We start from the raw sequence: 26959 nt of genomic DNA on the forward strand, positions 1-26959 counted from the left end.
AGGAGACCCCATGGACACGCTCTTCGACCGGTCCGCCAGCACGGGAGCACAGCCGCCGGGCAACGTGCTCCTGCGACTCCTGCCGGTGGGAGCCGCACCGTTCCTCGCGCTCGTCGCGATCCTCCTCGTCCCCGGCGTCCTCGGGATCACGGTCGGCCTCGGCATCCTCGCCGTGAGCCTGCTGTTCCTCCTGCCCTTCGTCCGCTCGACGGCCATGCGGGTGGCGCTGTGCGCCGTCGTCGTCGGCTACGTCGCGGTCGCCACGGGGGTCATGGTGCTGGAGCACACGTCATGACCGCCGCGCCCGCGCCCACGGCGTCTGCGCCGGCCGCGGTCCGGGCACCGCTGCTCGTGGTGCTCGGCTCCCCGTCCCGGCTCTTCGCCTCCCTCGACCGCGACGGCGCCGCCCGCCCGGTCGTGCTGCTCCTCCTCGCCGTCCTGCCGCTGGCCCCGCTCCTCACCGGCGTCGTCGCCAGCGACGCGCTCGCGCGGGAGTTCGCGGGCAACCCGGAGACGGTCGAGCTCGTCCCCAACGCCCCCTTCATCGCCGTGGCCCTGGGGGTCGCCGCCCTCGTGCTCCAGCTGGTGCTCCTCCTCATGCACCTGCTCGTCTTCAGCCTCTCCGTACGGGTCGCCGGCACCGACGCGACCGTGCGCCGCATCACCACGGCCTGGCTCTTCGCGATCCTGCCCCTCGTGCTGCGGCAGGTCGTCATCTCCGGTGTCACCCTCGTGGCCGGCGCCGAGTGGTACGCCGAGCGGTCCTGGCTCGTCCAGATGGCCGACCCCTTCCTCGTGTGGACGGCCGTCCTCCTGTTCCTCGCCTGCCGCCGGGCCCTGGGCCTGGGCCGCACCGCGAGCGTCGTCGTCACCTTCCTGTCGAGCTTCGTCGGGCTGCTCAGCCCGCTCGCCGAGGCGGTGCTGGGATGAGCGGGGTCGTGCTCGACGGCCTCGTCGCGGCGCGCGGCACGCGCCGGGTGCTCGACGGCGTCAGCGCCTCCTTCCCGCAGGGGCGCGTCACCGGCCTGGTCGGGACCAACGGGGAGGGCAAGTCGACCCTCCTCCGGGTGCTGTGCGGTCTCCTGCGCCCGACGGCGGGAGGCGGGACCGTCCTCGGCCACCCGCTGGACGCGCCGCACCGCTACGTCCACCGGGTCGGTGCCGTCATCGACGGGCCCGCCCTGCTCGACGGGCACAGCGTCCGGCGCAACGCCGAGGTCGTCGCCGCCTCGGCCGGGGTGCCGGCCCGACGGGTGGGCGAGGCCCTGGAGCAGGTGGGCCTCGGCGGGGCGTCGGGCGTGCGCGCGGGCCAGCTGTCGATGGGCATGCGCCAGCGCCTGTCCCTCGCCACCGTGCTCCTGCGCGACCCCGACGTCGTCCTCCTCGACGAGCCCACCAACGGCCTGGACCCCGTCGCCGTGCTCGGCCTCGCCACGATCATCCGCGCGGCCGCGGCGGAGGGGCGCTGCGTCGTCGTCACCAGCCACGACGTCCACCTGCTCGAGCGGGTGTGCGACCGGGTGGTCGTGCTCCGCGGGGGCCGCGCCGTCCACGAGGGCGAGCTCGCCGACCTCCTCGGCGCGACGCCCGCACCGCCGGCGGTCCCCGGCCTGGCGGACCGTCTCGGCGCGCTCATGGCGCCGGCGGGCACGTCCGGCATGGGGGTCGTCGCATGAGCGCCGTCGCCGTCGCTGTCGCCACCGCACCTGCCGGTGGGCTGCGCCGGGCGTGGGCGGCCGAGTCGCTCAAGCGGGAGGCGCGCGGCGTGCGCCCGGCGGTGGCGGGTGCCTTCGTGCTCGGGCTCCTCGTGGCCGTCCTCGTCACCGGGCTGGCCGCCGTCACGGGCGGCACCGTGCCCTCGGAGGGCGCGGGCCTGCCCTACACGGTGGGCGGCTTCGGTGAACCCGCCGGGGCGAGCGCCGTCGCCCGCTTCCTCGCGCCCCAGGTCGCGGTGCTGGCGGTCTTCCTCATCGCCCCGTCGGTCGGCCGCGACCTGCGCAGCCGGCTCGCCCAGGTGCAGCTGTCCACCGGCCTGGCACCGCGCCAGCTCGTCCTCGCCGCGTGGCTGCACGCCACCCGCCGGTGGGCGGCCCTGGCGAGCGCGGCCACCGCGGGGACGGTGGCCGGGACCGCGGTGATCCTCGTCGCGCGAGGCCGCGGGCTCGGCGGCTGGCTGCACGGGGAGACGGTCCTGCTCGTCGCCTCCGTGCTCGCCGGGACGGTCGTGCTCGGGGCGCTCGTCCTCGCCGTCTCCCTCCTCCTCGTCCTGGCGACGGGCTCGCCCATGGCAGCAGCGGCGCTGGTGCTCGGCTGGTCCGCGCTCGTCGAGCCGGTCCTGCTCATCGTCGCGACCGAGCCCCGGCTGCTGCCGGGGACGCACCTCAAGGCGCTCGCGTGGGGCTCCCAGCACGTCGACGGCGGGTGGGTGCTCACCGTGCTCGGCGCGCTCGCCGTCACCGCCGCCTGCTTGGCGCTCGCGCCGGCGGCCCTGCGCGCCCGGGTGTGCCGCTAGGAGATCCGGACGCCGTCGCCCGGGCCGCCGCCGTCGGCCGGCTCCCAGCCTGCCTCGTTGCCGCCGGACCGCTGCCACACCTGCCCGGCGACCTCGACCGTCGTCGCACCCGTCTCGACCGCCGTCGCCACCGCCCAGTGCGCCACCGCCCACGCCATCCGCTGCGGGTCCTCCCCGGGCAGCGCGGCGGCCGCGACGACGACGGCGCCGTCGGCCACCGTCGTCGTGATTCCGAAGTCCTGCTCCAGCCGCGCGGTGACGGCGGCGGCCGGGTCCGCGCCGTCGTCGGGCGCGGGCAGGTGGCAGGTGAGGGAGGCGGGGGAGTGCCCGGTGAGGGCGGAGGCGAAGGCGCGGCCCTCCGGCTCGTGGTCGGCGTAGGCCTCGGGGTAGCCGGAGCGCTGGACGGTCTGGGCGGCCTCGGTGACGGGCAGCTCGGTGTACCCGGGCACCTGGACGAGGCCGTCGAGGAAGGCGTTGGTCGCGTAGACCGGGTCGGTCACCTGCTCCGGCGTGCCCCAGCCCTGGGAGGGGCGCTGCTGGAAGAGCCCGAGCGAGTCACGGTCGCCGTAGTCGATGTTCCGCAGCTTCGACTCCTGGACCGCCGTCGCGAGCGCGATGGTCGCGGCGCGGGCGGGCAGCCCCCGGCGGACGGTGACGGCGGTGATGAGGGCGGCGTTGTCCGCCTGGTCCGCGTCCAGGACGTGGCGGGTGCCGTCGTCGAGGACGACGGCGCAGGTCTCGCTCACGCGGTCCGGCACCAGCCGCGTGAGGAGGAGCGCCACCCCGCCGACGGCGAGCACGACCAGCGCGAGCACCCCGACGGTGCCGCGCAGCATCCTGCTACGCATGGAGGGCGTCGTTGAGCGTGATGCCCGTCCCCGTCCGGGTCAGTGCCTCGACGGCGCCGGTCACGGAGTGGCGCCGCAGGAGCAGGTTGGGCAGGCCCGACAGCTCGCGGGCGGCGACGACCGTGGGGGAGGCGGCGGAGTCCCCGGGGGCCGTCAGGACGGTCACCTTCGTACCGGCGGTGACGTAGAGGCCGGCCTCGACGACGCAGTCGTCACCGAGGGAGATCCCGATCCCGCTGTTGGCGCCGAGCAGGCAGCGCTGGCCGATGGTGATGCGCTCCTCGCCGCCGCCCGAGAGCGTGCCCATGATCGAGGCGCCGCCACCGACGTCCGTGCCGTCCCCGACGACGACGCCCTGGGAGATGCGGCCCTCGACCATCGAGCGGCCCATCGTTCCGGCGTTGAAGTTGACGAAGCCCTCGTGCATGACGGTGGTGCCCGGCGCGAGGTGGGCGCCCAGGCGCACCCGGGAGGAGTCGGCGACGCGCACGCCGCTGGGGACGACGTAGTCGGTCATCCGCGGGAACTTGTCGACGCCGTGGACGGTGAGGTGGCCGTCGCGGGCGCGCAGCCGCACCCGGGTCTGGTCGAAGCCCTCGACCGCGCACGGTCCGGCCGAGGTCCACACGACGTTGGGCAGCACCCCGAAGATGCCGTCGAGGTTGAGGGAGCTCGGCGACACGACGCGGTGGGAGAGCAGGTGCAGGCGCAGGTAGGCGTCCACGGTGCTCGTGGGAGGGGCGTCGAGGTCGATCTCCGCGGTGACGACCCGGCTGTGGACGCCGCGGGCCTCATCACGGCGCTCGGCGACCGGCAGGGCGGTGGTGGCCGTGGAGCCGGTCCCCTCGGCGCCGTCGACCGTGGGGTCGGGGTACCAGACGTCGAGGACCATGCCCTCCTCCGTGACCGTGGCCAGACCGGTTCCGCGTGCGAGACGTGCCGTCATGGGGGACAGCCTACGAGGGCCCGGGGACACCCCGGACGCCGTCCGTGTGCGCCGCCTCACGCCGTCCTCCCGGGACGTCGACGCTGGTGGGCCGGCCGCCGGGCCGGCGCAGGGGGCCACCGATTGCGGAGGTCGGGGGTGGCGGGACAGGGTGGGGCGGTGGCCGACTCGCTGACCCCGCCGGACCCGCGCTCGCCGCACCGGCCCGGTGACGGCTGGGTCGAGTGCCGCTGCGGGCACCGGCACTGGGGCCGCCACGGCGCCGCGGGACTGCTGCTGTGGCGCCCGCTGCACCACCCGGCCACCGGCCCGCACGACTACGCCGTCGTCCTGCAGCACCGGGCGCTGTGGAGCCACCACGGCGGCACCTGGGGTCTGCCCGGCGGGGCGGTCGACCCGGGCGAGACGGACGTCGAGGGGGCGCTGCGCGAGGCACGGGAGGAGGCCGCTCTCCCGCCGTCGGGCATGGCGGTGCGCGCGAGCCACCGCCTCGAGCACCCGGACTGGTCCTACACGACCGTCGTCGCCGAGGCGGTGGAAAACGTCGAACCGCGGGTCAGCGACCCGGAGAGCCTGGGGGTGGCATGGGTCGAGGGCGCCGACGTGCGGGACCGCCCGCTGCTCCCGGCCTTCGCGGACGCGCTCCCGGCGCTGCGCGCGCTGCTCGGGCGCCGGCTCGTGCTCGTCGTCGACGGCGCCAACACGATGGGCTCGCGGCCCGACGGCTGGTGGCGTGACCGCGCCGCCGCGACCACCCGGCTGCGCGACGAGCTCGTCACGCTCGCCACGACCGGCCTGCCCGCCGAGCGCGTCGGCCTGCCCGGGCACACCTGGTACCCGCACGTCGTCCTCGTCGCCGAGGGGCGGAGGGGCGCCGCCGGGGTCCCGGCGGCCGACGGCGTGGGCCGGGTCGACGTCGTCGACGCGCCGGGGGAGGGCGACGACGAGATCGCCGCCCAGGCCGAGCGGCACGTGCGGGAGGGGGCCGACGTCGTCGTCGTCACCGCCGACCGTGAGCTGCGTGGGCGCGTCGAGGCGAGCGGCGCCCGGGCCGCGGGACCGTCCCTCGTGCTCGGGTAGCCGCTACTCGTCGATGTCGCAGATGACGGTGCCGGCCGAGACGGTCTGGCCGACGGCCGCCTGCAGGCCGCGCACCGTGCCCGCCCGGTGGGCGACGAGCGGCTGCTCCATCTTCATCGCCTCGAGGACGACGACGAGCTCACCGGCCGCGACCGTCGCGCCGTCCTCGACGGCGACCTTGACGATCGTGCCCTGCATGGGGGAGGTGAGGGAGCCGTTGCTCGAGGCGGCGGCGGCGCGTGCGCCGCTGCGGCGGGCGGGACGGCGGACCGCACCACGGCCCCCGCGGCCGGCCCCGATGCCCAGGCCGGCAGGCAGCACGACCTCCAGCCGCTTGCCCCCGACCTCGACGACGACCCGCTCGGTCGCGTCGTCGGGGTCGTCGGGCGTGACCGCGGTCGGGGCCTCCGGCGCGCCGAGCTGGGAGAGGCGCTCGGCGAAGTCGGTCTCGATCCACGTCGTGTGGACGGTGAAGGAGGAGGGGTCCGCGGCGGCAAACTCCGGCGCGTCCAGGACGGCGCGCGCGAAGGGCAGGACCGTGGGGATGCCGGTGATCTCGAGCTCGCGCAGCGCCCGGCGGGCGCGCTGCAGCGCCTGCTGCCGGTCGGCGCCGGTGACGATGAGCTTGGCGAGCATGGAGTCGAAGGCCCCGGAGACGGTGTCGCCGGCGGAGACGCCGGTGTCGACGCGCACGCCCGGGCCACCGGGCCAGGTGAGGGAGGAGATCGTGCCGGGCGCGGGCAGGAAGCCGGCGGCCGGGTTCTCCCCGTTGATGCGGAACTCGATGCTGTGGCCGCGGGTGGGCACCTCGGTGTAGCCGAGCGGCTCACCGGCCGCGACACGCAGCTGCTCGCGGACGAGGTCGATGCCGGTGACCTCCTCGGTCACCGGGTGCTCGACCTGCAGGCGGGTGTTGACCTCGAGGAACGAGACGGTGCCGTCGGCGCCGATGAGGAACTCGCAGGTGCCGGCCCCGACGTAGCCCGCCTCGCGCATGATCGCGGTCGACGCTTCGCGGAGCAGGGCGTCCTGCTCGGGGGTGAGGAAGGGCGCGGGCGCCTCCTCGACGAGCTTCTGGTGACGGCGCTGGAGGGAGCAGTCGCGGGTGGAGACGACGACGACGGCGCCGTGCTCGTCGGCCAGGCACTGGGTCTCGACGTGGCGGGGACGGTCGAGGAAGCGCTCGACGAAGCACTCCCCGCGACCGAAGGCGGCCTTGGCCTCGCGCACCGCGGAGTCGAAGAGCTCGGGGATCTCCTCGCGGGTGCGGGCGACCTTGAGGCCGCGCCCGCCACCACCGTGGGCGGCCTTGATGGCGACCGGCAGGCCGTGCTCGTCGGCGAAGGTGAGGACCTCGTCCGCGGACTCGACGGGGTCGGGCGTGCCCGCGACGAGGGGCGCACCGGCGGCGCTGGCGATGTGCCGGGCGCTCACCTTGTCGCCGAGGGCGCGGATGGCCGCGGGCGGCGGGCCGATCCACACGAGGCCGGCGTCGATGACCTGCTGGGCGAACTCGGCGTTCTCGGAGAGGAAGCCGTAGCCGGGGTGGACGGCGTCCGCGCCGCTGCGGCGGGCGACGTCGAGGAGCTTGCCGGCGTCGAGGTAGGTCTCGGCCGCACGGGAGCCGCCGAGGCCGAAGGCCTCGTCGCTCAGCCGCACGTGGAGGGCGTCACGGTCGGAGTCGGCGTAGACGGCCACGGAGGCGATCCCGGCGTCCATGCAGGCGCGCGCGACCCGCACCGCGATCTCGCCGCGGTTGGCGATGAGCACCTTCGTCAGCGGGCGCCGGGTGGACGACGCTCCAGAGGTGCTCGTCATGAATGCTCCGATCTGTTCGCCAGGGCCCCGGGGCCAGCGCCCGGACCGACCCACGGTAGCCGCCCGGCGGCGACACTCCTATCCAGGTACCGTCGCGCCGGGCAAGTCTGTCGGCAGGCGCAAGTCCCTCGCGGGTGAGTTGTGCCGACCCTACAAGTGCAGCGGGGGCAGGGGTGCCGCGCCGGCGCGCCGCTTGTCGTGCCCGCACAGCCCGCGCCTCGTCCGCCGCTCAACCCTCCCCGTCGACAGCAGGATCCCGCCCCGGTCCCCTGTCCCGCCGAGAGCCCACCTACCCGCGACAGCCGGCTTTCTCCGGGTTCACCTGCCACCGGCAGCCCAGGGTCCCCACCGGTGACCGTCCCCGTCGATCTCGACGACGAGGGCGCCGCGTCCGCCAGGGAGCACGAGCCCGGCCAGAGCGGCGAGCGCTTCCGGCGTGACGACGACGGCGACGCACTCCCCGCGGTACTCGTCGGCGAGGTCGTCGATGGCGCGGACGAGGGTCTCGGGCGAGGTGGCGTCCTCCGGCAGGTCCCGGCGGGCGACCTCGAGCAGCTGGGCGAGGTCGGCGGCGGTGTCGTACGCGCCGGGCGTCGAGACGACGGCTGCCGCGCGCCGGGCGCGGAGTGCCTCGCCGCCAGCGGCCGTGTCCACGACGACGAGCGTCGCCGCACACTGCAGGTCGCTCACCCCATCACCCCGTCCCTCGCCCTCCCGCCGAGAGTACAAGTCCCCTCCCCGGGGGAGCGGGCTGTGGCGGCCTCCGCGCACCGGGCCGTGCGGAATCCCGCTGTCGGCGGAGGGGAGGAGGTGTGTCAGCGGGCCCAGAGGTCGGTGATCGCGACGCCGAGCTCCGCGAGCAGCGTGCGCAGGAGCGGCAGGCTGATGCCGACGACGCCGTGGTGGTCGCCCTCGATCCGGGTGACGAAGGGGCCGCCGAGCCCGTCGACGGTGAACGCGCCGGCGACGACGAGCGGCTCGCCCGTCGCGACGTAGGCGTCGATCTCCGTGTCGCTGAGGTCGGCGAAGTGGACGGTGGTCGACGAGACGGCGCCGGCCTCCGGCGCGGAGGCCTCGCGGGTGTCGACGAGCCAGTGGCCGGTGTGGAGGACGCCAAAGCGGCCGCGCATGCGTCGCCAGCGGGCGACCGCCTCGGCCGCGTCGACGGGCTTGCCGTGCACCTCGCCGTCGAGCTCGAGCATCGAGTCGCACCCGACGACGACGGCGTCCCGCTCGGTCGGCGCGACGTCCCGCGCCTTGGCGCGGGCGAGGAGCAGCACCTGGTCGGCCGGGGTGGCGTCCTCGCCCGCCGCGCGCAGGAGGGCCGGCTCGTCGACGGCGGAGACGTGGACCTCCGGGTCGAGGCCGGCGGCGCGGAGGGTGGCGAGGCGGGCGGGGGGCCGAGCCGAGGACGAGTCTCACGGGCAGTGAGCCTACGTGAGCCTCGTCCTCGCCCCCGTGGTCAGGTGCGGACGGTGGCCTCGGGGCGGCCGAGGACGGCGGAGCGCAGGACGTCCAGACCCACCGAGCCGACGTCGAGCGCCCGCCGGTGGAAGGCCTTGAGGTCGAAGGCCTCCCCGCGCGAGACGGCCTGGTCCCGGGCGGAGTCGCGCAGCTGCTCCCACAGCCGCTGGCCCACCTTGTAGGACGGCGCCTGGGCGGGCCAGCCGAGGTAGCGGTCGAGCTCGAAGGCGAGGAAGCCCTCGGCCATGTTCGCGTTCTCCTTGAGGAACTCCCACGCCTTGGTGGCGTCCCAGGTGCCGCCGCCCCACTGGGCAGGGGCGGGCTTGCCGAGGTGGACACCGATGTCGAGCACCACGCGTGCCGCGCGCAGCCGCTGGCCGTCGAGCATGCCGAGGTAGTCCGCGGGGTCGTCGAGGTAGCCGAGGTCGGCCATGAGGCGCTCGGCGTACAGGGCCCACCCCTCGCCGTGGCCGCTCACCCAGCACGCGAGGCGGCGCCAGGTGTTGAGCAGCTCCGAGCGGTAGGCGGTCTGGCCGATCTGGAGGTGGTGCCCGGGGACCCCCTCGTGGAAGACGGTCGTGAGCTCGCGCCACGTGCTGAACTCCGTGACGCCCGCGGGCACGGACCACCACATCCGTCCGGGCCGGGAGAAGTCGGCGCTCGGACCGGTGTAGTAGATCCCGCCACTCTGCGTCGGTGCGATGCGGCACTCGAGGCGGCGGACCGGCTCCGGGATGTCGAACTGCGTACCGGTCAGCTCGCTCACCGCGCGGTCCGAGGTCTCCTGCATCCAGGCCCGCAGCGCCTCGGTGCCGTGGAGCTGGCGGCTCGGGTCGGCGTCGAGGCGGGCCATCGCCTCGGCCGGGCTCGTGCCCGGCCCGTAGAGCCGGGCGGCGACGGCCTCCTGCTCCGCCGTGACGCGGGCGAGCTCCTCAAGGCCCCACTCGTAGGTCTCGTCGAGGTCGACGACGGCGCCGAGGAAGTGGCGCGACCACAGCGAGTAGCGCTCGCGGCCGACGGCGTCCTGCGTGCCGGCGCGCGGCGCGAGCTCCTCGCGCAGCATCTGGGCGAGCTCGCCGTAGGCGCGGCGCGCGGCGGTGGCGCCGCCGGCCAGTGCCTCGGCGAGAGCGCCGGTGGGCTCGGCGCCGTCCGGCCGGGCGCCGTCGACGAAGCTGTCGAAGAACGAGGTGCCCTCCGCCGCCAGCTCCTCGGCCTGGACGATGCACGCCTCGACCTGGCGCAGGGCGGCGACCTTGCCGTCGGCGGCCGAGGCGCGCAGCGCCTCCTGGTAGCCGGACATCGCCTCGGGCAGGGCGGCCAGCCGGCGTGCCACGCACTCCCAGTCACCGGCGGTGTCGGTGGGCATGAGGTCGAAGACGTCCCGCAGGTCCTGGACGGGGGAGGCGATGACGTTGAGCTCGCGGCCGAGCTCGCCGGCCATGTACAGCTCGACCTCCAGCCCCAGGCGCTCGGCCATGGCGGCCTTCGTCGTCGCGTCGACCTCGTCGACGGCGTCGGTGGCGGCCACCCGGGCGACCGCCTCCATGGCGGCCTCGGCCCGCGCCAGCTGGCCGTCGGGCGAGAGGTCGGGGAGCTCGTCGTCGTGGCCGGGGATTCCCAGGGAGGTGGCTGCGACGGGGTCGAGCTCGGCGAGACGGACGACGTACTGCTCGGCAATGGTGTCGAGGGCGGTGCTGCCACGGGAATTGGTCACACGGTCGAGCGTATGCCTTTACACGGTCCCCCCGAGGGACGCGACACGAGGGCCCCGGAGGAGAGCCAGGTCACGTCCCGCGGCGAACGAGGGTGAGAGCGAGGGTGAAGGACGGGGGTCTCTTCGAGCGGCTCTCCCCCTCCTCCGGCAGTGGGCGCGACCTGGGACCGCGGCCTCGCCCGTCGACTCCGGGCGGGACCTCCACACACATCGGCGTGTCGCAGGAGGACTCTCACAACAACTCACGACCCGGGGCGAATGGGCGATAAAGAAGACAAGGCCGACTCGGTCGTTCGTCTGACTGCCCTCCTCCTTTGGAATGACTCTTATGTCCGTACCCGGTCTGTCTCCCGGCAGGCGGCGCCAGCTCGTCGCGCTCCTGACCGCGCTGCTGGTTCTCCTCGTGGCGAGTGCCGGCACGTTGCCGACGTATGCGCGGAGCGCGGCAGCGCTCACCCTCGAGAAGAGCGTCGACCGCGGCACCCTGTCACCCGGGGAGAGGGTGACCTACAGGCTCGGTGTCGGCTGCTCGAGCGGCACGGCGATGTGCGAGGGGGCGACACTGACGGACCAGGTGCCCGCGCCCCTGGTTGTGGAGAGCGTGGAGCCCGCGACGAGCGCGACCGTCGAGCAGGACGGCAACCGCGTGACGGTCTACTTCACCGAGACCCGGGCCGACGGGGCCACCGGCGTGATGGCCGGCAGTACCGCGGACGTCCTCATCACCGTCCGTCTTCCGGAGGACACTCCTCCGGAGCTCAATGGCCAGAGTGTCCTCAACACCGCCGAGCTCAGTGCCCGCAACGCCGAGGCGGTGCGCGCGGAGGCGCGGCTGACGCTCGACGTCCCGGTGAGCCTGGGAGCTGTGGTCACCAAGCGGTGGGGCGTCACCTCGGTCGGCACCGGCTCGACCGAGACGGTCCCGCTGCACCTCACCGGCATCGCCAACACGTCCAACATCGGCGCCAGCTCCCTGGAGCTGCGTGAGCCGAGCGGCGGGACGAACCCGTTCGATCTCGTGGAGATCACCGGGTTGGCGAGCGTCACCCTGCCGCAGGGTGCCGACGAGGCGCAGGTCGTCGCTCTCACCGCCGGCGGTGAGGTGCCCGGTCCGTGGTCGGCGACCCCGCAGCTGCCCGCCGGCGTCGATCCGGCCACGATCACCGGGTTGCGGGTGATCTTCTCGGACGCCAGCGGGAGCGGCGGGATCGTCGCAGGCGGAGCCGGCGGCTCGGTCGAGCTCCGCACCCGGTTGCGCAGCGGTGTGGGTGAGGGACGGGTCGACAACGAGGTCTCCGTCGTCGCGCACACGCCGCAGGGTGAGTCCGCTCCGGTGACCGCCGCGGCCTCGTTCACCGTCGATCCACCGGGCTATGCCGTCGAGGCCACCAAGAGCGTCCAGCCGGGCTGGGTCATCCAGGGGGACGAGGCCGTCGTGTCCATCGGTGCCCGGAACGTATCCAACCAGTGGTTCGACACCATGAGCCTGACCGAGACAGCCGCGAACTCCTTCGGTCCGGGTGTCGACTTCACCGGCTTCCGGCAGACGTCCTGGCCCACCGGCGCGGACACCGCCACCCTCACCGTGGGCGGCACGACGTACCCCTTGATGAACGACGGGGGCACGGTGAGATGGCCCGCCGCGGTGCCAGAGGATGTCAGTGGCTTCGTCCTGGAGTTCTCCGGTGCCTTCCCACCCGGCGCGACGATCGGCGCGCGCTTCGCCGTCACCGGGGCCGCTCCGGGCGGGTACTGGAACACCGTGGAGGCCAGCGGCGCGGGCGGTGGAAACGACGCCGTCCACCACCAGGCGACCGCGTACCTCGGTGTCGGCGAGAGGCGCGTCGTCTTCGGCGCCAACAAGTACTTCGGCGACGACCCGGGCGCCACGCCGACCATCGAGGGTGTCCCGGGCGAGACTGTCACGGCGATCCTCCAGGGCTGGGTCGGGGAACGCCACGGCCCCGTCCACCAGATCGTCCAGGAGGACGTCTTCAACACCGAGCTGTCGGCCGCGCTCACGGCGACGGCCGTACGGGTCCTCGATGCGCGCGAGGCACAGACCGTCGTCGTCGAACGGCTCGCCGAGGGCATCTGGTCCACCATCCCCGGGGACGCCGGCACCTACCCCCTCGGTGCCGGTACCGAGGGGATCCGAATCAGGTACCTCGCCGATCCCGCGGGCAGCGGCTTCGGCTACGAACACGTCCGGGCCGCGGTCGACTTCAAGGTCACCGCGGAGCTCGAGAACGGCCTGACCCTCTCCAACGACCTCGTCGTCGGTCCGGGTGCCGACGACGCAGGGGTCAGCGACGAGAGCCGGGGGGAGCTCACGGTGGACAAGGATCCCCGGCTGCACGTGACCAAGCTCTGGTACCCCGCCCACGTGACGGTCTCGCCGGACGAGCCGAACCCGCGAAGCATGCTCCAGCTGGTCGCGAGGAACACCTCGGCCTTCGCCGTGGACCGCCTGGAGGTCAGTGAGCCGGGCGGCGACACGAACGCCTTCGAGCTCGTCGACATCACCCGCCTCTCCGTCCGGCTGCACGGCAACGCCGCCGGCCAGCCGAGGCCCGAGGACGCCGCCCTCACGCTGTACCTCGCCGATGGCCGCACGTCACGCTTCGCCGGTGCCGGCGCGCTCAACCCCTCGCGTGAGAGCTGGGCCGACGTCGTCGGCTTCGACTTCGCGCTGGTGAGCCCGAGCGGGCAGGCGACCATCCCCCGCGGTGCGGTCGTCGAGGTCGCCGTGGACACCGAGCTGCGCGGGCAGGTCCGCAGCGACGGCACCGACATCGAGCAGGCCCTTGCCGCGCTCGAGCCGCCCTCGGTCATCAGGAACTCGGCGGACGCCGTGATCGGGCGAGGCGCCGACACGGCCAGCGGCTCGGCCTCGGCCACGCTGACTGTCGACACGGCCGAGCCCGCGGACATCACGGTGGACGCGGTCAAGACCCTCACCCCGAGCTCCGGGACGATCCTCCAGCCGGGCGCGCGACCGACCGAGGTCGCTGTGCAGCTCGCGCTCGCACCCGGGCAGGCCGCGCCGGACCGGCTCGTCCTCGAGGACGTGGACCCGACGTTCTGGAACGCCTTCGACCTTCACGGGTGGACTGACGCGAACCTTCTCTACTGGGCGCCGTCGGGCGCGGTCGAGCTCGTGCCCGAGTACCTCGTCGGCGCTGCGTTCACCGCCGTCGAGGGCGAGGTGGCGGTGTCGGGCGGGGAGTGGGTCTCCAGCGGCCCGTTCGACGTGACCGGGGACCACCTGCCTCAGGGCTTCGGCGACGGGCTGCCCGAGGGAGTGGAGCCCGGCGACGTCCAGGGAGTGCGCATCACCATCGCGACGACCACCGGTGAGCCGCTGCCCGGAGGAGTCTGGAACGGCGTCACGGGCCGCAGCGACTACTCGCTCGGCCTCGCCGTCACCTCGCGCCCCGTGCTGCGCAGCGGCGAGCTGAACGGGCGCCGCGGCGTCCCGAACCCGGGGGAGAGCGCAGCGGCCGTCGTCGTCAACACCATGACGGGAACCGCGGCACGACTGAGCAGCCAGGCCGTCGACACCGATGACGCCAGCTTCACCGTTCTCCCCGGGCAGACGGCCGCCGAGGTCTCCAAGACCGCCGGCGGCCAGGACACGACGACGACGACGGCCGGCGGGCTCGTCAGCTACGCCCTCGAGGTCACCAACACCGGGACGGCCCCGATCATCGACCCGGTCATCACCGACCTGCTCCCGGCCGACGCGGACGGCGCGCAGCTGCTCTTCTTCGAGGAGGGCACGGTCGCCTACTCCGTGTCACCGGAGGCCGCCTCCATCACGACCGACCCCCAGAAGGTCACACTCGCCGTCGACGACGCGGCCTCTCAGCCAGCGGTGACCGTCACCTTCCCGGACGGGTCGGCGCTGATGCCCGGTGAGACCTACACCGTCACGCTGCCGCTCATCGTGCGTCCCGGCCACCCTGCGGCCAGTGGTCTCGTCAACACCCTCGAGGTGACGTCAGCCGCCCCCGGGTCTCGGTGGACGGACACCGCGGTCGTCAACGTGGTCACCGGCCAGGCGTACCAGAGCCGCAAGCTCGTGCGAGAGGTGACGCCCGAGGGGTCCGGTCCTACCGGCACCGTGACCGCGCATGGGGCTGCGGACGGCGCGACCTGCACCGACGACGGCGACGGCTTCCACCGCTACCCGTGCGTGGTGCAGACGCGGCCCGGCGGGCACGCCGAGTGGCAGCTCTCGGTGACCAACACCGGGAACGTCGACACCCAGCGGATCGAGATCCTCGACATCCTGCCGTGGGTGGGCGACGCGTACGTGGCGCCCAGTCTCGGCTCGGTGCAGCGCGGCACCCAGTGGGAGCCGACCGTGGTGAGCGTCGCCGACCCGGTGGCACCCGCCGGGACCGAGGTCACGACCGAGTACCTCCTCGGGGACCCGGCCGAGTGCGTGCCCGGCGGACCGAGCAGCGACCCGTGGCGAGGGTGCGACGCCCCTGGACAGTGGACCGACCAGCAGCCGGCCGACCTCGCCGCCGTCCGGGCCATGAGGTGGGTGTTCGAGTTCGACGGCGGACTCCGGCCGACCGAGGGGGTCACCGTCTCCTTCGTCACCGAGTCGGGCGACGCCTGGCCGGAGGGCGCGGTGCATCCGCCGGAGGCCTGGAACTCCTTCGCCTACCAGACGACGGCGGTGGTCGACGGCCGCGCCGACCACCGGGTGCAGGAGCCGAACAAGGCCGGGATCAGCTTCCCGAAGGTCGAGCCCGCCTCGGTGGTCGTGGCCAAGGAGTGGGTCATCGACGGCGAACCACCCGTTGCCGACGGCGCCCAGCCCGACGGCTGGGACGCGCACCTGACGCTCAGCGGGCCTGACGGCGCCTCCGCCACGGACCAGGACTGGTCGGTCCCGCGGGAGGGTTACCTCGCGGGGGACGGCGTGACGATCGACGAGACCGTCAGTGGTCTGCCACCGCTGTGCGAGCTGGAGTCGGTGGACCACTCACTCGACGGCGGGGTGCCCGTCCCGCTCCCGGACGCTCGCTTCACGGTCACGCTCGAACCCGGGGAGAACGGTTACACGATCACCAACACGGTGTCGTGCCGTGCGGAGCTGACGCTGCTCAAGCACGTGGACGGCGCCGATCCGAAGAGTGGCTTCGTCCCGGCCGCCTGGGACCTCACCGCCACGCCAGCCGGGACCTCGACAGGGCTCGCGCCGGTCACTGTCGCGGGCGACGCGGCCGTGTCACCCGCGAACACCTTCGCAGTGCGGCCAGATCACACCTACACGCTCACCGAGGTGCTCGCCGACGGCTCGGCCGCGCTGGCCTACCGGCACGTCGCCGTCGAGCGCTACGTGGGTGAGGACCCACAACGTCCCGACCACGCCGCCGCAGGTGACTGGGTGGGCGTCGCGGACTCCTCGGCAGTCGCCGTCAGCAGGGGCGAGCACGCGATCGTCCGCTTCGTCAACGCGCCGGTCCAGGCCGTTGTGCTCCCGCTGACCGGTGGGCTCGGGCCCGCAGCGTACGTCGCCCTGGGGAGCCTCGTGCTGGCCGTCGCACTCTGCGCCGGCGTGGCCCACCACCTGCACTCCCGGCGCACTCAACCTCAGCACCACCTCAGACCTCGGCCGACCGGCGGAGAACGAAATGGAGACACCAATGAGTAGGACGACGAGGCGGCTGGGCCGCTTGACCGTCATGGCGGCCGGCGCCCTGACCATGGGCATGCTCGGCGCCGCACCTGCCGGCGCCACAACGACCGGACCGAACCTCGACCCGGACCAGCTCGGCTCGCTCACCATCCACAAGTTCGAGGAGCCGGACGGCGGCGGCATCGCGGGTCATGACGGTTCGGAGCTGACGGGGGCCGCTCGTCCGGACAGCCCGCTCGCCGGGGTCCAGTTCACCGTCAGCCGGGTCAGCAGCATCGACCTCGCCACGAACGAGGGATGGCAGGCAGTCGAGGACCTCACTGCGGCCGAGGTGACTGCCGCCCCGACGACGTACCCGCTCTCGACCCCGGACGCCGACAGGACGGACGCCAGTGGCACGGTGTCCTTCCACGACCTCTCCGTGGGTGTCTACCTCGTGGAGGAGACCGACACCGGCGGTCACCCGATCGCAGTCCGCGCCGAGCCGTTCCTCGTCTCCGTCCCGCTGCCGACGCAGGACAGCACGTGGAACTACGACGTGCACGTGTACCCGAAGAACTCGGTGACGGCCATCAGGAAGACGGTCGACGACGACGCCGCCTGGGGCCTCGGGGACGCCGTCACCTGGAGCGTGGACGTGACCGTGCCCCGCCTGCCGGCGGGTGAGGTGTTCACGACCTTCGCGATCACCGACGAGCTCGACGACCGCCTCGCCTACACGCGGGCAGAGGTCACCCTCGACGGCAGCGGCCTGGATGCCACCGCCGTCACGCTGACCCATGCGGCGGGCACGCTGTCGGCCACCTTCACCTCCGCCGGCCTCGCGGCGCTGGACGGCGCCCAGGGTGGCACGGTCCAGCTCATGATCGACACGACGGTGACGTCTGTCGGTGACGGCATCATCCCGAACGACGCCACGGTGACCATCAACGAGTTCACCGCCACCACGAGCAGGGTCCAGACCGAGTGGGGGGCGCTCGCGCTGCTCAAGTACGCCGAGACCGCAGCCGGTGACCGGGCGGGCCTCGAAGGCGCCCGGTTCCAGATCTTCCGCACCCCTGAGGACGCCGCCGCGGGCACCCACCCCGTCGCGGTCCTCGTCGGCGGCGAGCGGACCGATACCTTCACGAGCGCGGCAGACGGCTCCGTGCTGGTCCCGGGTCTGTTCGCGGGCGAGGTGGGCACCACCTACTGGGTCGTGGAGACCGAGGCGCCGGTCGGTTACACGGGCGCCTCCGACCCGATCGAGGTGACCGTCCACGCAGGGTCCACGACCGAGGCCGAAGGCAGCCCGGTCGGGGTCCTCAACCACCAGCGTCCGCTCATCGAGCTCCCGCTGACCGGTGCTGCGGGCACGGTGCTGTTCACCCTGCTCGGCATGGGTCTCGTCACCGTGGCAGTCGGTGCCGCACTGCGGCACCGACGTCGCGCTGGACAGGCGGGCTGACCGAGATGGCCGGGCGGGCGTGATGGCCGCCGATCACGCCCGCCCGCGGTGGCAGCTGCTGCGGACTCCGCTGGCGATCGCCCTGGTCTTCCTCCTCGGCGTCCTCGTCCTGCTGTACCCGACGATGTCCAGCTGGTTCGCCCAGTACCAGCAGTCGCAGCAGGTCGTGGGCTACGCGCAGGACGTCCAGGACCTCGGCCTGGAGGGCCGCGAGGCCGCGTTGGCCGCCGCGCGCCGCTACAACGAGGCCCTCACCGGCGGTGCCGTCGTCAACGCCTTCACCCGGCTGCCGGTAGCGGACGACCACCAGCGGCCCTTCGTCTACGACTCGCTCCTCGCCGCTGACGACAACGGCCTCATGGCTCGCGTGCGCATCCCGACGATCGACGTCGACCTGCCGGTCTTCCACGGCACCAGCGAGCAGGTCCTCTTGGAGGGCATCGGCCACCTGCAGGGCACTGCCCTGCCTGTCGGCGGCCCCGGTACGCACTCGGTGCTCACCGGTCACCGGGGTCTTGCGGAGGCCACGATCCTCACCCACCTGGACGAGGTGGAGCTCGCCGACCGCTTCACCATCGAGACCTTCGGCGAGGTGCTGACCTACGAGGTCATCGCGACCGCCGTCGTCGAGCCCGACGAGACCCACGCGCTGCGGCCGCAGCCGGGACAGGACCTCGTCACCCTCGTCACCTGCACTCCCATCGGTGTCAACAGCCACCGGATCCTGGTGACCGCTGAACGGATCATCCCCACGCCGGTCGAGGACGTCGACACCGCAGGGGAACCTCCCCACGTGCCCCGCTTCCCCTGGTGGGTGCTCGCTGTCGGCGGCACCGTCATCGCACTGAGCGCCTACGTCTGGTCGTCCGGGCGGGACGCCACGACCCCGCGACCGTGACGCCCCCGCCCCCGCCCCTCGTCGGTCCAGCTGTCGGCGGAGGGCGCGGCGGCGTGAGCGCGGCCTGGTGGGTCAGGGGTGCAAGGACCGGCGCCACGCGCCGGGGCCCGTCACCGGGGGCGCCCCAGACGGAGGGGCACCCGGGTAAGGGGCGGGGTGACCAGCGGGTCCGGGCCCAAGGGCCCGCTCGCGTGCCCGCCCGCCGCGCGACGATGACACGGTGGCCGGTCGGTCCGGCTCGGACGGGAGAGCCATGACCGGCACGGTGTCGGAGTCCGCGGGTATCCCCTCCGCCGCGCAGCTGGCGCGCGCGGCGGAGGACGCCGCCTGCGCCAAGGCCACCGCCCGCCCGCTCACCTCCTTCCTCCTCGGCATCACCGCCGGTGGCTACATCGCCCTGGCCTTCGTCTTCTGGACCACCAGCCAGGTCGGCGCGCAGGCGCTGCCGTGGGGCGTGGCGAAGGTGCTCGGCGGCGTCGTCTTCTCCACCGGCATCGTGCTCGTCGTCCTCACCGGCGCCGAGCTGTTCACCTCCTCCACGCTCACCCTCACCGCGCGGGCGAGCGGACGGATCAGCTGGGCCCAGCTGCTGCGCAACTGGGCGGTCGTCTACGCCGGCAACCTCCTCGGTGCCCTGACCGTCGTCGTCCTCGTGTACGCCGGGGGCACCTGGCACGCCGCGGACGGCGCCTGGGGCCGAGTGGTCCTCGACGCCGCCGCGGGCAAGGTCGGGCACTCCTTCGCCGAGGCCTTCGTCCTGGGGGTCCTGTGCAACCTCATGGTGTGCGTGGCCGTGTGGGCGGCCTACTCCGGGCGCACGACCACGGACAAGGTCCTCGCCCTCACCCTGCCCATCGCGCTGTTCGTCTCCGCGGGGTTCGAGCACTCCGTGGCCAACATGTTCCTCCTGCCGCTCGCGCTGCTCCTGCAGGGGCCCGGGGGCGTGGAGGTCGCCGGTGAGGACGCCACGCTGACGTGGGACTCCGTCGTCGTCGGGAACCTGCTGCCCGTCACCCTCGGCAACGTCGTCGGCGGCGGCGTCATGATCGGCCTCATGTACTGGACGATCTTCCGCCGTCCCGGCCGGCTCTGACCGCGCGTCCTCACCCTCCGTCCGACAGCCGCTGCACCCCCATCGCGACGGTGTCGAAGAGCTTCAGCAGGCCGTCGCGCAGGGCGAGCGCCGGGCTGGCGAAGGCGAGGACGACGACGCCGTGGCCGTCACCCGGGTCGAGGTAGTAGGTGGCCGTGAGCTGTGGTGTCTGCGTGCTGTCGGAGCTGGCGTCGGCGGGCTCGACCACCCGTCGCACGACAGTGCTCCAGGGGCCGCGGGCCGCGTCGACCGTGGCCGTGGGGCCGCCCTCGCGGCTGAGGTCGTCGAAGATCTCCTCGAGGGTGCGGCCCGGCAGTCCCGCCCCACCCTCCCGTGCGCACACGAGCGAGGCCGGGACCGGCGCACCGCGGACGCGCATGAGGGAGATCGCCATGAGCCAGCCACCGGCGTGACGTGCCGCGGCGGTCTGGCTCTTCAGCCGGTCGTGGAGGTCGCGACGCAGCGCCGGTCCGGCGTGGGTGCCGTCGAGCTGCCGCTCGACCAGGGCCGCGACCGCGCGGGTGCGGGCGGTGTCGTCCGTCAGCGGGATGGCGAACCAGTCCTCGGGGAGGATGACGCCCACGGCACCGGACCGGGTGGACTCAGGAGCCATGCCGTCCTCGGACCGACAGGCGGTGGGGGCGGTGCACAGCGGCGATCGCCAGGGCGGAGAGCAGCGTCGTGACGACCCCGAGGCCGAGGCTCAGCGGCGCCCAAGAGGCGTCGGCGAGCCTGAGGGAGGCGACGAGGGCGAGGAAGACGCCGGAGACGAGGTCGAGCATCGCCGTGGACTGCCAGAGCATGACCGGCGTCGAGTACGGTCCGAGGTGGTGGTCCAGCGTCACTGCCGGGTAGGAGGACGAGCGGTACGGCACCCCCTGCACGGGCAGGCCGGCGGATGCGGCGAGCTCATGGAGCGGCCCACCGGCGGACGCGTCGACACCGGCCGGCCACCACTGTGCCGACAGCAGGTGGCCACGCACCCGCCCGTCAGCACCGCGCAGGCGGACCAGGTGGTCGGTGCCGCCGGGCAGCGGCATGGTCTCGACGGCGGCCAGTCCGTCGGCCCCGTGGAGGGGCCAGCGATGGTCCTCCCGCTCCGCCCCGATGAACCCGAGGACGCGTCCGTCGGTCCACAGGCGCGCCCGCCGGCGGAACATGACGCTGACGCGCCCGCGCTCCGGATCGGGCTCGACGACGACGAGGGCGTCGGTGGGGGGATGTGGTCCGCCGTACAGCTCTCCGGCGACGAGGGCGAGGACTGCGAGCGCACCGAGGAGGCCGACAGCCCCGGCGCCGGTCGAGATGAGCAGGCCGGGGACGACGTCGCCGCCCCGACGCGCCGTCTCGGTGCCGATGACGGTGAGCACGAACGCGACGGCAGCCACCGCCATCGCCACGCGGTGAAGGACGGGCCGGCGTGCCGGTGCGAGCAGCGCGCTGCGCCGCCACGCTGCCACCGGGGCGGCACCGTGGAGGATCGTCGGACGCCCGGGTCCGTTGCGTGTCCCGCTCGGCATCAGCCCGCGTCCTGCTCGATGGTCAGCCCTGCCGCCAGGGCCCAGGCGTGGTCGGCGAGCGGGTCGGCGAGGTGCGGGTCCGGCGTGCTCACCGACAGGACGAGAGCCGACTCGCTCCTCGGCGGCAGGACGGTGACGTCGATGGTGAAGGTGACGAGCCCGTCGGGCTCGCCGACCAGCCGTGCGTCGCCCACCGCCGGGCCCGCCGGGAGGGCGATCTCCCGCACGTCGCGCTCGAGGAGGACACCGCCGACCGGTGAGCGGCGGGTCAGCCGGACCAGCTTGCGGGGGCTGACGCCGTCGACCTCCGCGTCGAACACCTGCAGCTGGCCGCGCAGCGTGCCCGGGGAGGTGACCCAGAAGGCCGTGAGGAGGGAGTCGGTCCCCGCCAGCCCGTCGAGCTCCCATGCCTCCTCGAGCGCCGGGCGCAGCTCGTCGGGGACTGCGGAGTCCTGCCCATACCAGTCGGCGGGCAGGTCGATGGCGAAGCTCGTGATCCTCACGGCGTCACCGGGGCGGGGTGCGTCGCGTCGTGGTAGAAGCCGTACCCCTGGACGGCGACGTCGGCGCCGAACGCGCCTCCCATGGTGACCTGGGCCAGCTGGGTGTCGCGCAGGTGCGTGGTGAAGTCCGCGAACTGGGCAGGCCCGCGTTGCGCGTGCCGATGCCACGGAGCTCGGCCAGCGCCTGCAGGTCGTCGTGCTGGCCGGTCATCCGGGGCGCGACCGTCTGCCACTGACCGCCCCGGACCGCGTCGCTGACGTCGTCCAGCCGCCTGGTGAGGTCCGACCACCGCGGCGCGACGACCTGCCGGGCGTCGTCGAGGATCGAGCGGCCCGCGCTCGCCAGGTCCCTGCGGACGTCCGCGACTGCCCCGAGCTCGCCGTCGAGCTGCTCGAACGTCTCGGCGATCACGGCGCACCGCTCGGAGAGCGTGTTGATGTCCTCGAGGATCTCCTCGCGCCGCCCGTCCCAGCTGTCCGCGAAGCTCCGCAGCCGGTCGCCGAGACCGTCGTGGCCGACGGCGTCGGCGGCTTCCCGGCTGTGGTCCTTGGCGCCGTCGAACTCCACGGCGACCGTGCGGAGTGACGCGCCGGCCTCTCACATGGTCTCGGTGTTGATCTCGAGGTCCATCGTCGGTGGTGTCTTCCTCTCGACCGGCCTGGCGGCTGCCCGTCCTAGTAGTACCGCAACCGGCGCTGCGCTGTCAGCGTTGTGCACCGGCGGGCGCGACGGTGCGCCCGCTCAGGGGTGCAGCGACCAGCGCCAGGCGCCGGGGCCCGCCACCGGCGGGCGACCCAGACGGCGCCCGTGGTCGGACCAGGGCGCGGGGGCGGGCCGGGAGGGTGCGTCGTCGTCGGCCGCCGCGACCCGCGCCGCGACGATCCCCGCGACGAGGGCCGCGAGCTCGACGTCGTCCGGCTCCCCCCGCACGACGCGCAGCTGCGCGGCGGTGAGGTCCCCGGACTCGCCCGTCGCGCTGCTCACAGCGGGATGTTCCCGTGCTTCTTCGCCGGCAGTGTCGCGCGCTTGGTGGCCAGCGCCCGGAGCGCCCGGACCACCTGGACGCGCGTCTCGGACGGGGCGATGACGGCGTCGACGTAGCCGCGTGCGGCCGCGTCCCACGGGTTGACGATCGCGTCCTCGTACTCCGCGGTGAGTCGCGCCCGCTCCGCCTCGACGTCCCCTCCCTCGTCGGCCACCTTCTTCAGCGCACCGCGCTGGAGGATGTTGACGGCGCCCCCGGAGCCCATGACGGCGATCTGCGCCGTCGGCCACGCGAGGTTGACGTCCGCGCCGAGCTGCTTGGAGCCCATGACGATGTACGCCCCGCCGTAGGCCTTGCGGGTGATGACGGTGACGAGCGGGACGGTCGCCTCGCCGTAGGCGTAGATGAGCTTGGCGCCGCGGCGGATGATGCCGTTCCACTCCTGGTCGGTGCCCGGCAGGAAACCCGGCACGTCGACGAAGGTGAGGACGGGGATGTTGAAGGCGTCGCAGGTGCGCACGAAGCGCGCGGCCTTCTCCGCGGCGTTGATGTCGAGCGTCCCGGCCATCTGCAGCGGCTGGTTGGCGATGATCCCGACCGGACGGCCCTCGACGTGCCCGAACGCCGTGATGATGTTCTGCGCGTAGAGCTGCTGCACCTCGAGCAGCTCGCCGTCGTCGACGACGTGCTCGACGACGGTGCGCATGTCGTAGGGCTGGTTGTCGGAGTCCGGGACGAGCGTGTCGAGCTCGACGTCGGCGGCTGTCACCTCGAGCGCCTCGTTCTCCGCGGGCCAGGTGGGCGGCTCGCTGAGGTTGTTGGCGGGGAGGAAGGCGAGCAGCGCGCGGACGAAGTCGAGCGCGTCCTCCTCGTCCTCGGCGAGGTAGTGGGCGACGCCGGAGCGCTCGTTGTGGGTGGCCGCGCCGCCGAGCTCCTCGAAGCTGACCTCCTCACCGGTGACCGCCTTGATGACGTCGGGGCCGGTGATGAACATGTTCGACGTCTTGTCGGCCATGACGATGAAGTCGGTGAGCGCGGGGGAGTAGACGGCGCCGCCGGCGCTGGGGCCGAGGATGAGGGAGATCTGCGGGATGACCCCGGAGGCCGCGACGTTGCGGCGGAAGATCTCGGCGAACTGGGTGAGCGCGGCCACGCCCTCCTGGATTCGGGCCCCACCGCCGTCGGAGATCCCGATGAGCGGCACCCCGGTGCGCAGCGCGAGGTCCATGACCTTGGTGATCTTCTGCCCGTGGACCTCACCGAGGCTGCCGCCGAAGACGGAGAAGTCCTGGGAGTAGATGCACACCTGGCGGCCGTCGACCGTCCCGTAGCCGACGACGACGCCGTCACCGGCAACCTTGCGCTTGTCCAGCCCGAAGTTCGTCGAGCGGTGGGTGGCGAAGGCGTCGAGCTCGACGAAGCTGCCCTCGTCGAGCAGCCCCTCGATGCGCTCGCGAGCGCTCTTCTTGCCGCGCCCGTGCTGCTTGTCCTGCGCGACGGCCTCGGCGCGCGCGAGCTCGGTGTTCCGGGCGGTGAGGTCGGCGAGCCGGGCGGCGGTGCCGGTGAGGTCTGTGGGTTGGGAGGTCACCCGGCGAGCGTACGTGTGGCGGGCCACCACCCTCGCTGCCTGGACGCGGCGTTTCGGCGAGGCGGTGTTGTGGGGCCTCCACAAAGGGGGGCCCGGCTACGGGGCGAGGGCCGCCTCGATGAGCTCGACGAAGACCTCCGCCGGCTGGGCACCCACCACGGGTGTCCCGGCGACGACGAAGCTCGGCGTGGACTGCAGGCCCAGGCTCTGGGCCTCGTCGACGTTGCGCTGCACGGTGCCGAGGACGGCGGGGTCGGTGAGATCGGCGCCGAACTGCTCGAGGTCCAAGTCCAGCTGCTCGGCCATGGCGGTGAGCTGCTCGGGGGAGCGGGCGTCCATGTCGGCGAAGAGCAGCTCGTGGAACTCCCGGTAGCGGTCCTGCTCAGCGGCGGCCGCGGCCGCCACGGCGGCGCGGGTGGAGTCCTCGCCGAGGATGCTGATGTCGCGCCACTCGAGGCGCACCGTGCCCTCCTCGGCGTACTCGAGGACCGTCGGCTGCGTCTCCACGACCCAGCTCTGGCAGTACGGGCAGCTGTAGTCGGAGTAGACGACCACGCCCACCGGCGCGTCGACCGGTCCCGCGGCCATCGGGTCGCCCTCGACGCGGCGCGTGAGGTCGGGTGCCGCGGCGGCGGCGTCGTCGGTCGGGGTCACGGCGGGGGCCGTCGCCGCCGGCTCCTCGACCTCGACCGAGGCGCTGCCGCTCGGTGCGGGCGTCGCGCCGTCGTCGCCGCTGCTGCCGATGAGGAGCCCGCCGACCACCGCCACGACGACGAGGAGGAGCAGGACGGGCACGAGGATGCGGGCGCGGGACGCGGGCATGGACGGGCTCCAGAGGTAGGCGGTCCGGCCATGCTAAGCCCGGCCCGCGGCGCTGTGGTTGGGTGGGCCCGTGACCGAGCAGCCCTTCGCGCGTGTCGTCCGGCTGGCCGAGGTGGGCTCGACGAGCACCGCCCTGCGCGAGGCCGTCGCCGCCGACCCGGCCGCCTGGCCGCACCTGTCCGCGCTCGTCGCCGAGCACCAGACCGCCGGCCGCGGCCGCACCGGCCGCAGCTGGCTCACCCCGCCGGGTGCCGCGCTCACCGCCTCGCTGCTGCTGCGCCCGCGGGTGCCGCCGGAGCGCGCCCCCTGGCTCACCCTCCTCGCCGGCCTTGCCGTCGTCCGGGCGGTCCGCGCCGGGGGCGGGGACAGGGCCGGCGCCGTCGGGCTCAAGTGGCCCAACGACGTCCTCGTCGACGACGGCGGGCCGGCGCTCGCGGGCTGGGGCACCGCCCGCAAGCTCGGGGGGATCCTCACCGAGCTCCTCCCGCCGGCACCCGACGGCAGGCCGGTCGCCGTCGTCGGGATCGGCGTCAACCTCGCCCAGGACGCGGGTGCGCTGCCGGTGGCCTCGGCGACGTCGATGGCCCTCGCCGGCCTGCCGGTGCCCGCACCCACGGCGCTGCTCGACGCCGTCGGGCGCGAGCTCGCGCCGCTCGTGCGCCGCTGGGAGGAGCACGACGGCGACGCGCGCGCGGCCGGGCTCCTCGCCGAGGTGGCCGCCGACTGCCTCACCCTGGGCCGTGACGTGCGCGTCGAGCAGCCCGGTGGCGGGCTTCTCCACGGGCGGGCCGAGGCGCTCGACCCCGACGGCTGCCTCGTGGTGCGTGACGCCGCCGGGGTGCTGCACAGGGTGCTCGCGGGGGACGTCCTGCACGTGCGGGCGGACATCGGGTCGGCGGACGCCGGGGTGGACGTTAATCTGGAACTGTGACGGATGCCGCAGACCTCGGGGAGACGACCGCGCCGGCGGAGCGACCCTCCGAGCAGGCACACCCGGGACGCTCCACCGTCGAGGAGCGCGTGGCCGAGCTCGTCGGCGGCGCGCCGAGCCTCACGATGGTGCAGCTCGCCGAGCGCGCGGGGGTCGACCTCCAGTCCGCCCGCCTCTTCTGGCGCGCCATGGGCTTCCAGAACGTCGCGGACGACGCCGTCACCTTCACCGAGCGGGACGTCGAGGCGCTGAGGTCGATCGGCGCCCTCGTCGGCGGCGTGCACGTCGACCGCGCCACCGCCGTCTCCCTGCTTCGCGCCCAGAGCTACCTCGCCGACCGGCTCGCCCTGTGGCAGGTGGAGGCTCTCGTTGAGGACGCCAGCCGCCGCCACCGGCTGGACGACACCGGGGCGCGCCTCGTCGTCCTCGACCACATCGCCGACGTCGCCGGCATGCTCGAGGGCCAGCTCGTCTACGCGTGGCGGCGGCAGCTCGCCGCGCTCGCCATGCGGATGGACACGGAGGTCGCGAGCCGCTCCGTGGAGGAGACGACCAACGACTCCCTGCCGCTGCCCCGGGCGCTCGGCTTCATCGACATGGTGTCCTTCACCTCCAGCTCCGCCCGGCTCGGCTCCCGGGAGCTGGCGGAGCTCGTCCAGGGCTTCGAGTTCACGGCCCGGGACGTCATCACCTCCCGCGGCGGGCGCGTGGTCAAGACCATCGGCGACGCCGTGCTCTTCATCGCCGACGACCTCCCCACGGCCGCCCGCGTGGCCGTCGACCTCGTCACCGAGATCCGCTCGCGGCCGGGGCTGCTCCCCGTGCGTGGCTCGGTCGTGTGGGGCCGGGTCATCTCCCGCTCGGGCGACGTCTTCGGGCCGGTCGTCAACCTCGCCTCCCGGCTGGCCGACGTCGCGGAGCCGGACTCCGTCATCACCGACCCGGCCACGAGCGAGCGGCTGTCGACCTCGTCGGCAGCGGCGGAGTTCTCCTTCGTCCCGCTCCCGCCGGTCGACATGGCCGGGATCGGCCAGATGAGCCCCGTCGAGCTCCGCCGCGCCTGACCGGCTGCCGCCTTTTGCTGCGCGATGGTCTGAAGTTGGTTGACACGTGCCATAACGGCGGATAGC

The 26959-nt window shown here is 73.9% G+C and carries 23 protein-coding genes and 1 pseudogene; 11 read left to right on the forward strand and 13 right to left on the reverse strand.

All coding sequences use genetic code 11. The features are described 5' to 3' along the window. The first annotated feature begins 10 nt into the window (after window positions 1-10). The 4 genes from ACWPXV_RS07420 to ACWPXV_RS07435 are packed head-to-tail and all read left to right on the forward strand — an operon-like array spanning window position 11 to window position 2512. Complete coding sequence (locus tag ACWPXV_RS07420; protein ID WP_454084639.1) at window positions 11-295, forward strand: hypothetical protein; 285 nt, start codon at window positions 11-13, stop codon at window positions 293-295. Then, complete coding sequence (locus ACWPXV_RS07425; RefSeq protein ID WP_454084640.1) at window positions 292-930, forward strand: YIP1 family protein; 639 nt, start codon at window positions 292-294, stop codon at window positions 928-930. The genes ACWPXV_RS07420 and ACWPXV_RS07425 overlap by 4 nt, the downstream gene beginning before the upstream one ends. Next, complete coding sequence (locus ACWPXV_RS07430; RefSeq protein ID WP_454084641.1) at window positions 927-1676, forward strand: ABC transporter ATP-binding protein; 750 nt, start codon at window positions 927-929, stop codon at window positions 1674-1676. Before ACWPXV_RS07425 ends, ACWPXV_RS07430 begins: the two co-directional genes overlap by 4 nt. Continuing rightward, on the forward strand, window positions 1673-2512 hold the full coding sequence (locus ACWPXV_RS07435) for a hypothetical protein (RefSeq protein ID WP_454084642.1): 840 nt from the start codon (window positions 1673-1675) through the stop codon (window positions 2510-2512). Before ACWPXV_RS07430 ends, ACWPXV_RS07435 begins: the two co-directional genes overlap by 4 nt. Here ACWPXV_RS07435 and ACWPXV_RS07440 read toward each other — a convergent pair. Further along, complete coding sequence (locus ACWPXV_RS07440; RefSeq protein ID WP_454084643.1) at window positions 2509-3360, reverse strand: hypothetical protein; 852 nt, start codon at window positions 3358-3360, stop codon at window positions 2509-2511. The two genes, ACWPXV_RS07435 and ACWPXV_RS07440, sit on opposite strands and share 4 nt — an antisense overlap. Continuing rightward, window positions 3353-4306, reverse strand: a complete 954-nt coding sequence (gene dapD / locus ACWPXV_RS07445; RefSeq protein WP_454084644.1) for a 2,3,4,5-tetrahydropyridine-2,6-dicarboxylate N-succinyltransferase — start codon at window positions 4304-4306, stop codon at window positions 3353-3355. Before dapD ends, ACWPXV_RS07440 begins: the two co-directional genes overlap by 8 nt. A 159-nt stretch (window positions 4307-4465) precedes the next feature. Here dapD and ACWPXV_RS07450 point away from each other — a divergent pair, with 159 nt between their 5' ends. Next, on the forward strand, window positions 4466-5386 hold the full coding sequence (locus ACWPXV_RS07450) for an NUDIX domain-containing protein (RefSeq protein WP_454084645.1): 921 nt from the start codon (window positions 4466-4468) through the stop codon (window positions 5384-5386). Window positions 5387-5389: 3 nt separating this feature from the next. Here ACWPXV_RS07450 and ACWPXV_RS07455 read toward each other — a convergent pair whose 3' ends face one another. From ACWPXV_RS07455 to ACWPXV_RS07470, 4 genes and pseudogenes are all read right to left on the reverse strand, one after another. After that, complete coding sequence (locus ACWPXV_RS07455; protein ID WP_454084646.1) at window positions 5390-7204, reverse strand: acetyl/propionyl/methylcrotonyl-CoA carboxylase subunit alpha; 1815 nt, start codon at window positions 7202-7204, stop codon at window positions 5390-5392. Window positions 7205-7522: 318 nt separating this feature from the next. Further along, window positions 7523-7894: a hypothetical protein gene (locus ACWPXV_RS07460; RefSeq protein ID WP_454084647.1), complete on the reverse strand. Its 372-nt coding sequence runs from the start codon at window positions 7892-7894 to the stop codon at window positions 7523-7525. A 125-nt stretch (window positions 7895-8019) separates the two neighbouring features. Further along, window positions 8020-8544: pseudogene (locus tag ACWPXV_RS07465) on the reverse strand (Maf family protein); the annotation flags it as partial. A gap of 122 nt (window positions 8545-8666) precedes the next feature. Continuing rightward, complete coding sequence (locus ACWPXV_RS07470; protein WP_454084648.1) at window positions 8667-10382, reverse strand: DUF885 domain-containing protein; 1716 nt, start codon at window positions 10380-10382, stop codon at window positions 8667-8669. A gap of 328 nt (window positions 10383-10710) precedes the next feature. On the opposite strand from ACWPXV_RS07470, the gene ACWPXV_RS07475 reads away from it, so the two are divergent. From ACWPXV_RS07475 to focA, 4 genes are all read left to right on the forward strand, one after another. Then, on the forward strand, window positions 10711-16056 hold the full coding sequence (locus tag ACWPXV_RS07475) for a hypothetical protein (protein ID WP_454084649.1): 5346 nt from the start codon (window positions 10711-10713) through the stop codon (window positions 16054-16056). Continuing rightward, a complete protein-coding gene (locus ACWPXV_RS07480; protein ID WP_454084650.1) occupies window positions 16049-17488 on the forward strand; it encodes a SpaH/EbpB family LPXTG-anchored major pilin in 1440 nt (479 codons plus the stop codon). The genes ACWPXV_RS07475 and ACWPXV_RS07480 overlap by 8 nt, the downstream gene beginning before the upstream one ends. A 22-nt stretch (window positions 17489-17510) precedes the next feature. Then, complete coding sequence (locus ACWPXV_RS07485; protein WP_454084651.1) at window positions 17511-18386, forward strand: class C sortase; 876 nt, start codon at window positions 17511-17513, stop codon at window positions 18384-18386. A gap of 253 nt (window positions 18387-18639) precedes the next feature. Further along, window positions 18640-19479, forward strand: coding sequence for a formate transporter FocA (gene focA / locus ACWPXV_RS07490; protein WP_454084652.1), 840 nt, complete (start codon window positions 18640-18642; stop codon window positions 19477-19479). A 10-nt stretch (window positions 19480-19489) separates the two neighbouring features. Here focA and ACWPXV_RS07495 read toward each other — a convergent pair whose 3' ends face one another. The 7 genes from ACWPXV_RS07495 to ACWPXV_RS07525 form a co-directional block, all read right to left on the reverse strand. After that, window positions 19490-20092, reverse strand: a complete 603-nt coding sequence (locus ACWPXV_RS07495; RefSeq protein WP_454084653.1) for a hypothetical protein — start codon at window positions 20090-20092, stop codon at window positions 19490-19492. Continuing rightward, window positions 20082-20999: a hypothetical protein gene (locus tag ACWPXV_RS07500; RefSeq protein WP_454084654.1), complete on the reverse strand. Its 918-nt coding sequence runs from the start codon at window positions 20997-20999 to the stop codon at window positions 20082-20084. Before ACWPXV_RS07500 ends, ACWPXV_RS07495 begins: the two co-directional genes overlap by 11 nt. Next, entirely contained in the window at window positions 20999-21502 is a 504-nt protein-coding gene (locus ACWPXV_RS07505) for a hypothetical protein (protein ID WP_454084655.1), read from the reverse strand. The genes ACWPXV_RS07500 and ACWPXV_RS07505 overlap by 1 nt, the downstream gene beginning before the upstream one ends. Before the next feature lie 4 nt (window positions 21503-21506). Then, the gene (locus ACWPXV_RS07510; RefSeq protein ID WP_454084656.1) at window positions 21507-22070 is read right to left on the reverse strand and encodes a hypothetical protein; all 564 of its coding nucleotides are present in this window, start codon (window positions 22068-22070) and stop codon (window positions 21507-21509) included. A gap of 174 nt (window positions 22071-22244) precedes the next feature. Beyond that, window positions 22245-22487 (reverse strand): acyl-CoA carboxylase subunit epsilon, encoded by a 243-nt coding sequence (locus tag ACWPXV_RS07515; protein ID WP_110853629.1) that lies wholly within the window; start codon window positions 22485-22487, stop codon window positions 22245-22247. After that, a complete protein-coding gene (locus ACWPXV_RS07520; RefSeq protein ID WP_454084657.1) occupies window positions 22484-24076 on the reverse strand; it encodes an acyl-CoA carboxylase subunit beta in 1593 nt (530 codons plus the stop codon). The genes ACWPXV_RS07515 and ACWPXV_RS07520 overlap by 4 nt, the downstream gene beginning before the upstream one ends. 96 nt (window positions 24077-24172) lie before the next feature. Further along, window positions 24173-24898, reverse strand: a complete 726-nt coding sequence (locus ACWPXV_RS07525) for a DsbA family protein (RefSeq protein WP_454084658.1) — start codon at window positions 24896-24898, stop codon at window positions 24173-24175. A 70-nt stretch (window positions 24899-24968) separates the two neighbouring features. On the opposite strand from ACWPXV_RS07525, the gene ACWPXV_RS07530 reads away from it, so the two are divergent. Together ACWPXV_RS07530 and ACWPXV_RS07535 are read left to right on the forward strand one after the other, a co-directional pair. After that, window positions 24969-25829 carry a biotin--[acetyl-CoA-carboxylase] ligase gene (locus tag ACWPXV_RS07530; RefSeq protein WP_454084659.1) on the forward strand — a complete coding sequence of 287 codons (861 nt, stop codon included), beginning with the start codon at window positions 24969-24971 and terminating at the stop codon, window positions 25827-25829. Next, on the forward strand, window positions 25826-26893 hold the full coding sequence (locus ACWPXV_RS07535; RefSeq protein ID WP_454084660.1) for an adenylate/guanylate cyclase domain-containing protein: 1068 nt from the start codon (window positions 25826-25828) through the stop codon (window positions 26891-26893). The genes ACWPXV_RS07530 and ACWPXV_RS07535 overlap by 4 nt, the downstream gene beginning before the upstream one ends. The last annotated feature ends 66 nt before the right edge of the window (window positions 26894-26959 follow it).

It is taken from the genome of Georgenia sp. Marseille-Q6866 (assembly GCF_965111665.1).

Bases quoted from the DNA above. Each gene is read 5' to 3' on its own strand.
- ACWPXV_RS07525 (WP_454084658.1), bottom strand. From the start codon at position 24,898: ATGCCCGCGTCCCGCGCCCGCATCCTCGTGCCCGTCCTGCTCCTCCTC.
- ACWPXV_RS07425 (WP_454084640.1), top strand. From the start codon at position 292: ATGACCGCCGCGCCCGCGCCCACGGCGTCTGCGCCGGCCGCGGTCCGG.
- dapD (WP_454084644.1), bottom strand. From the start codon at position 4,306: ATGACGGCACGTCTCGCACGCGGAACCGGTCTGGCCACGGTCACGGAG.
- ACWPXV_RS07495 (WP_454084653.1), bottom strand. From the start codon at position 20,092: ATGGCTCCTGAGTCCACCCGGTCCGGTGCCGTGGGCGTCATCCTCCCC.
- ACWPXV_RS07440 (WP_454084643.1), bottom strand. From the start codon at position 3,360: ATGCGTAGCAGGATGCTGCGCGGCACCGTCGGGGTGCTCGCGCTGGTC.
- ACWPXV_RS07485 (WP_454084651.1), top strand. From the start codon at position 17,511: ATGGCCGCCGATCACGCCCGCCCGCGGTGGCAGCTGCTGCGGACTCCG.
- ACWPXV_RS07500 (WP_454084654.1), bottom strand. From the start codon at position 20,999: ATGCCGAGCGGGACACGCAACGGACCCGGGCGTCCGACGATCCTCCAC.
- ACWPXV_RS07480 (WP_454084650.1), top strand. From the start codon at position 16,049: ATGAGTAGGACGACGAGGCGGCTGGGCCGCTTGACCGTCATGGCGGCC.
- ACWPXV_RS07455 (WP_454084646.1), bottom strand. From the start codon at position 7,204: ATGACGAGCACCTCTGGAGCGTCGTCCACCCGGCGCCCGCTGACGAAG.
- ACWPXV_RS07430 (WP_454084641.1), top strand. From the start codon at position 927: ATGAGCGGGGTCGTGCTCGACGGCCTCGTCGCGGCGCGCGGCACGCGC.
- ACWPXV_RS07435 (WP_454084642.1), top strand. From the start codon at position 1,673: ATGAGCGCCGTCGCCGTCGCTGTCGCCACCGCACCTGCCGGTGGGCTG.
- focA (WP_454084652.1), top strand. From the start codon at position 18,640: ATGACCGGCACGGTGTCGGAGTCCGCGGGTATCCCCTCCGCCGCGCAG.
- ACWPXV_RS07475 (WP_454084649.1), top strand. From the start codon at position 10,711: ATGTCCGTACCCGGTCTGTCTCCCGGCAGGCGGCGCCAGCTCGTCGCG.
- ACWPXV_RS07420 (WP_454084639.1), top strand. From the start codon at position 11: ATGGACACGCTCTTCGACCGGTCCGCCAGCACGGGAGCACAGCCGCCG.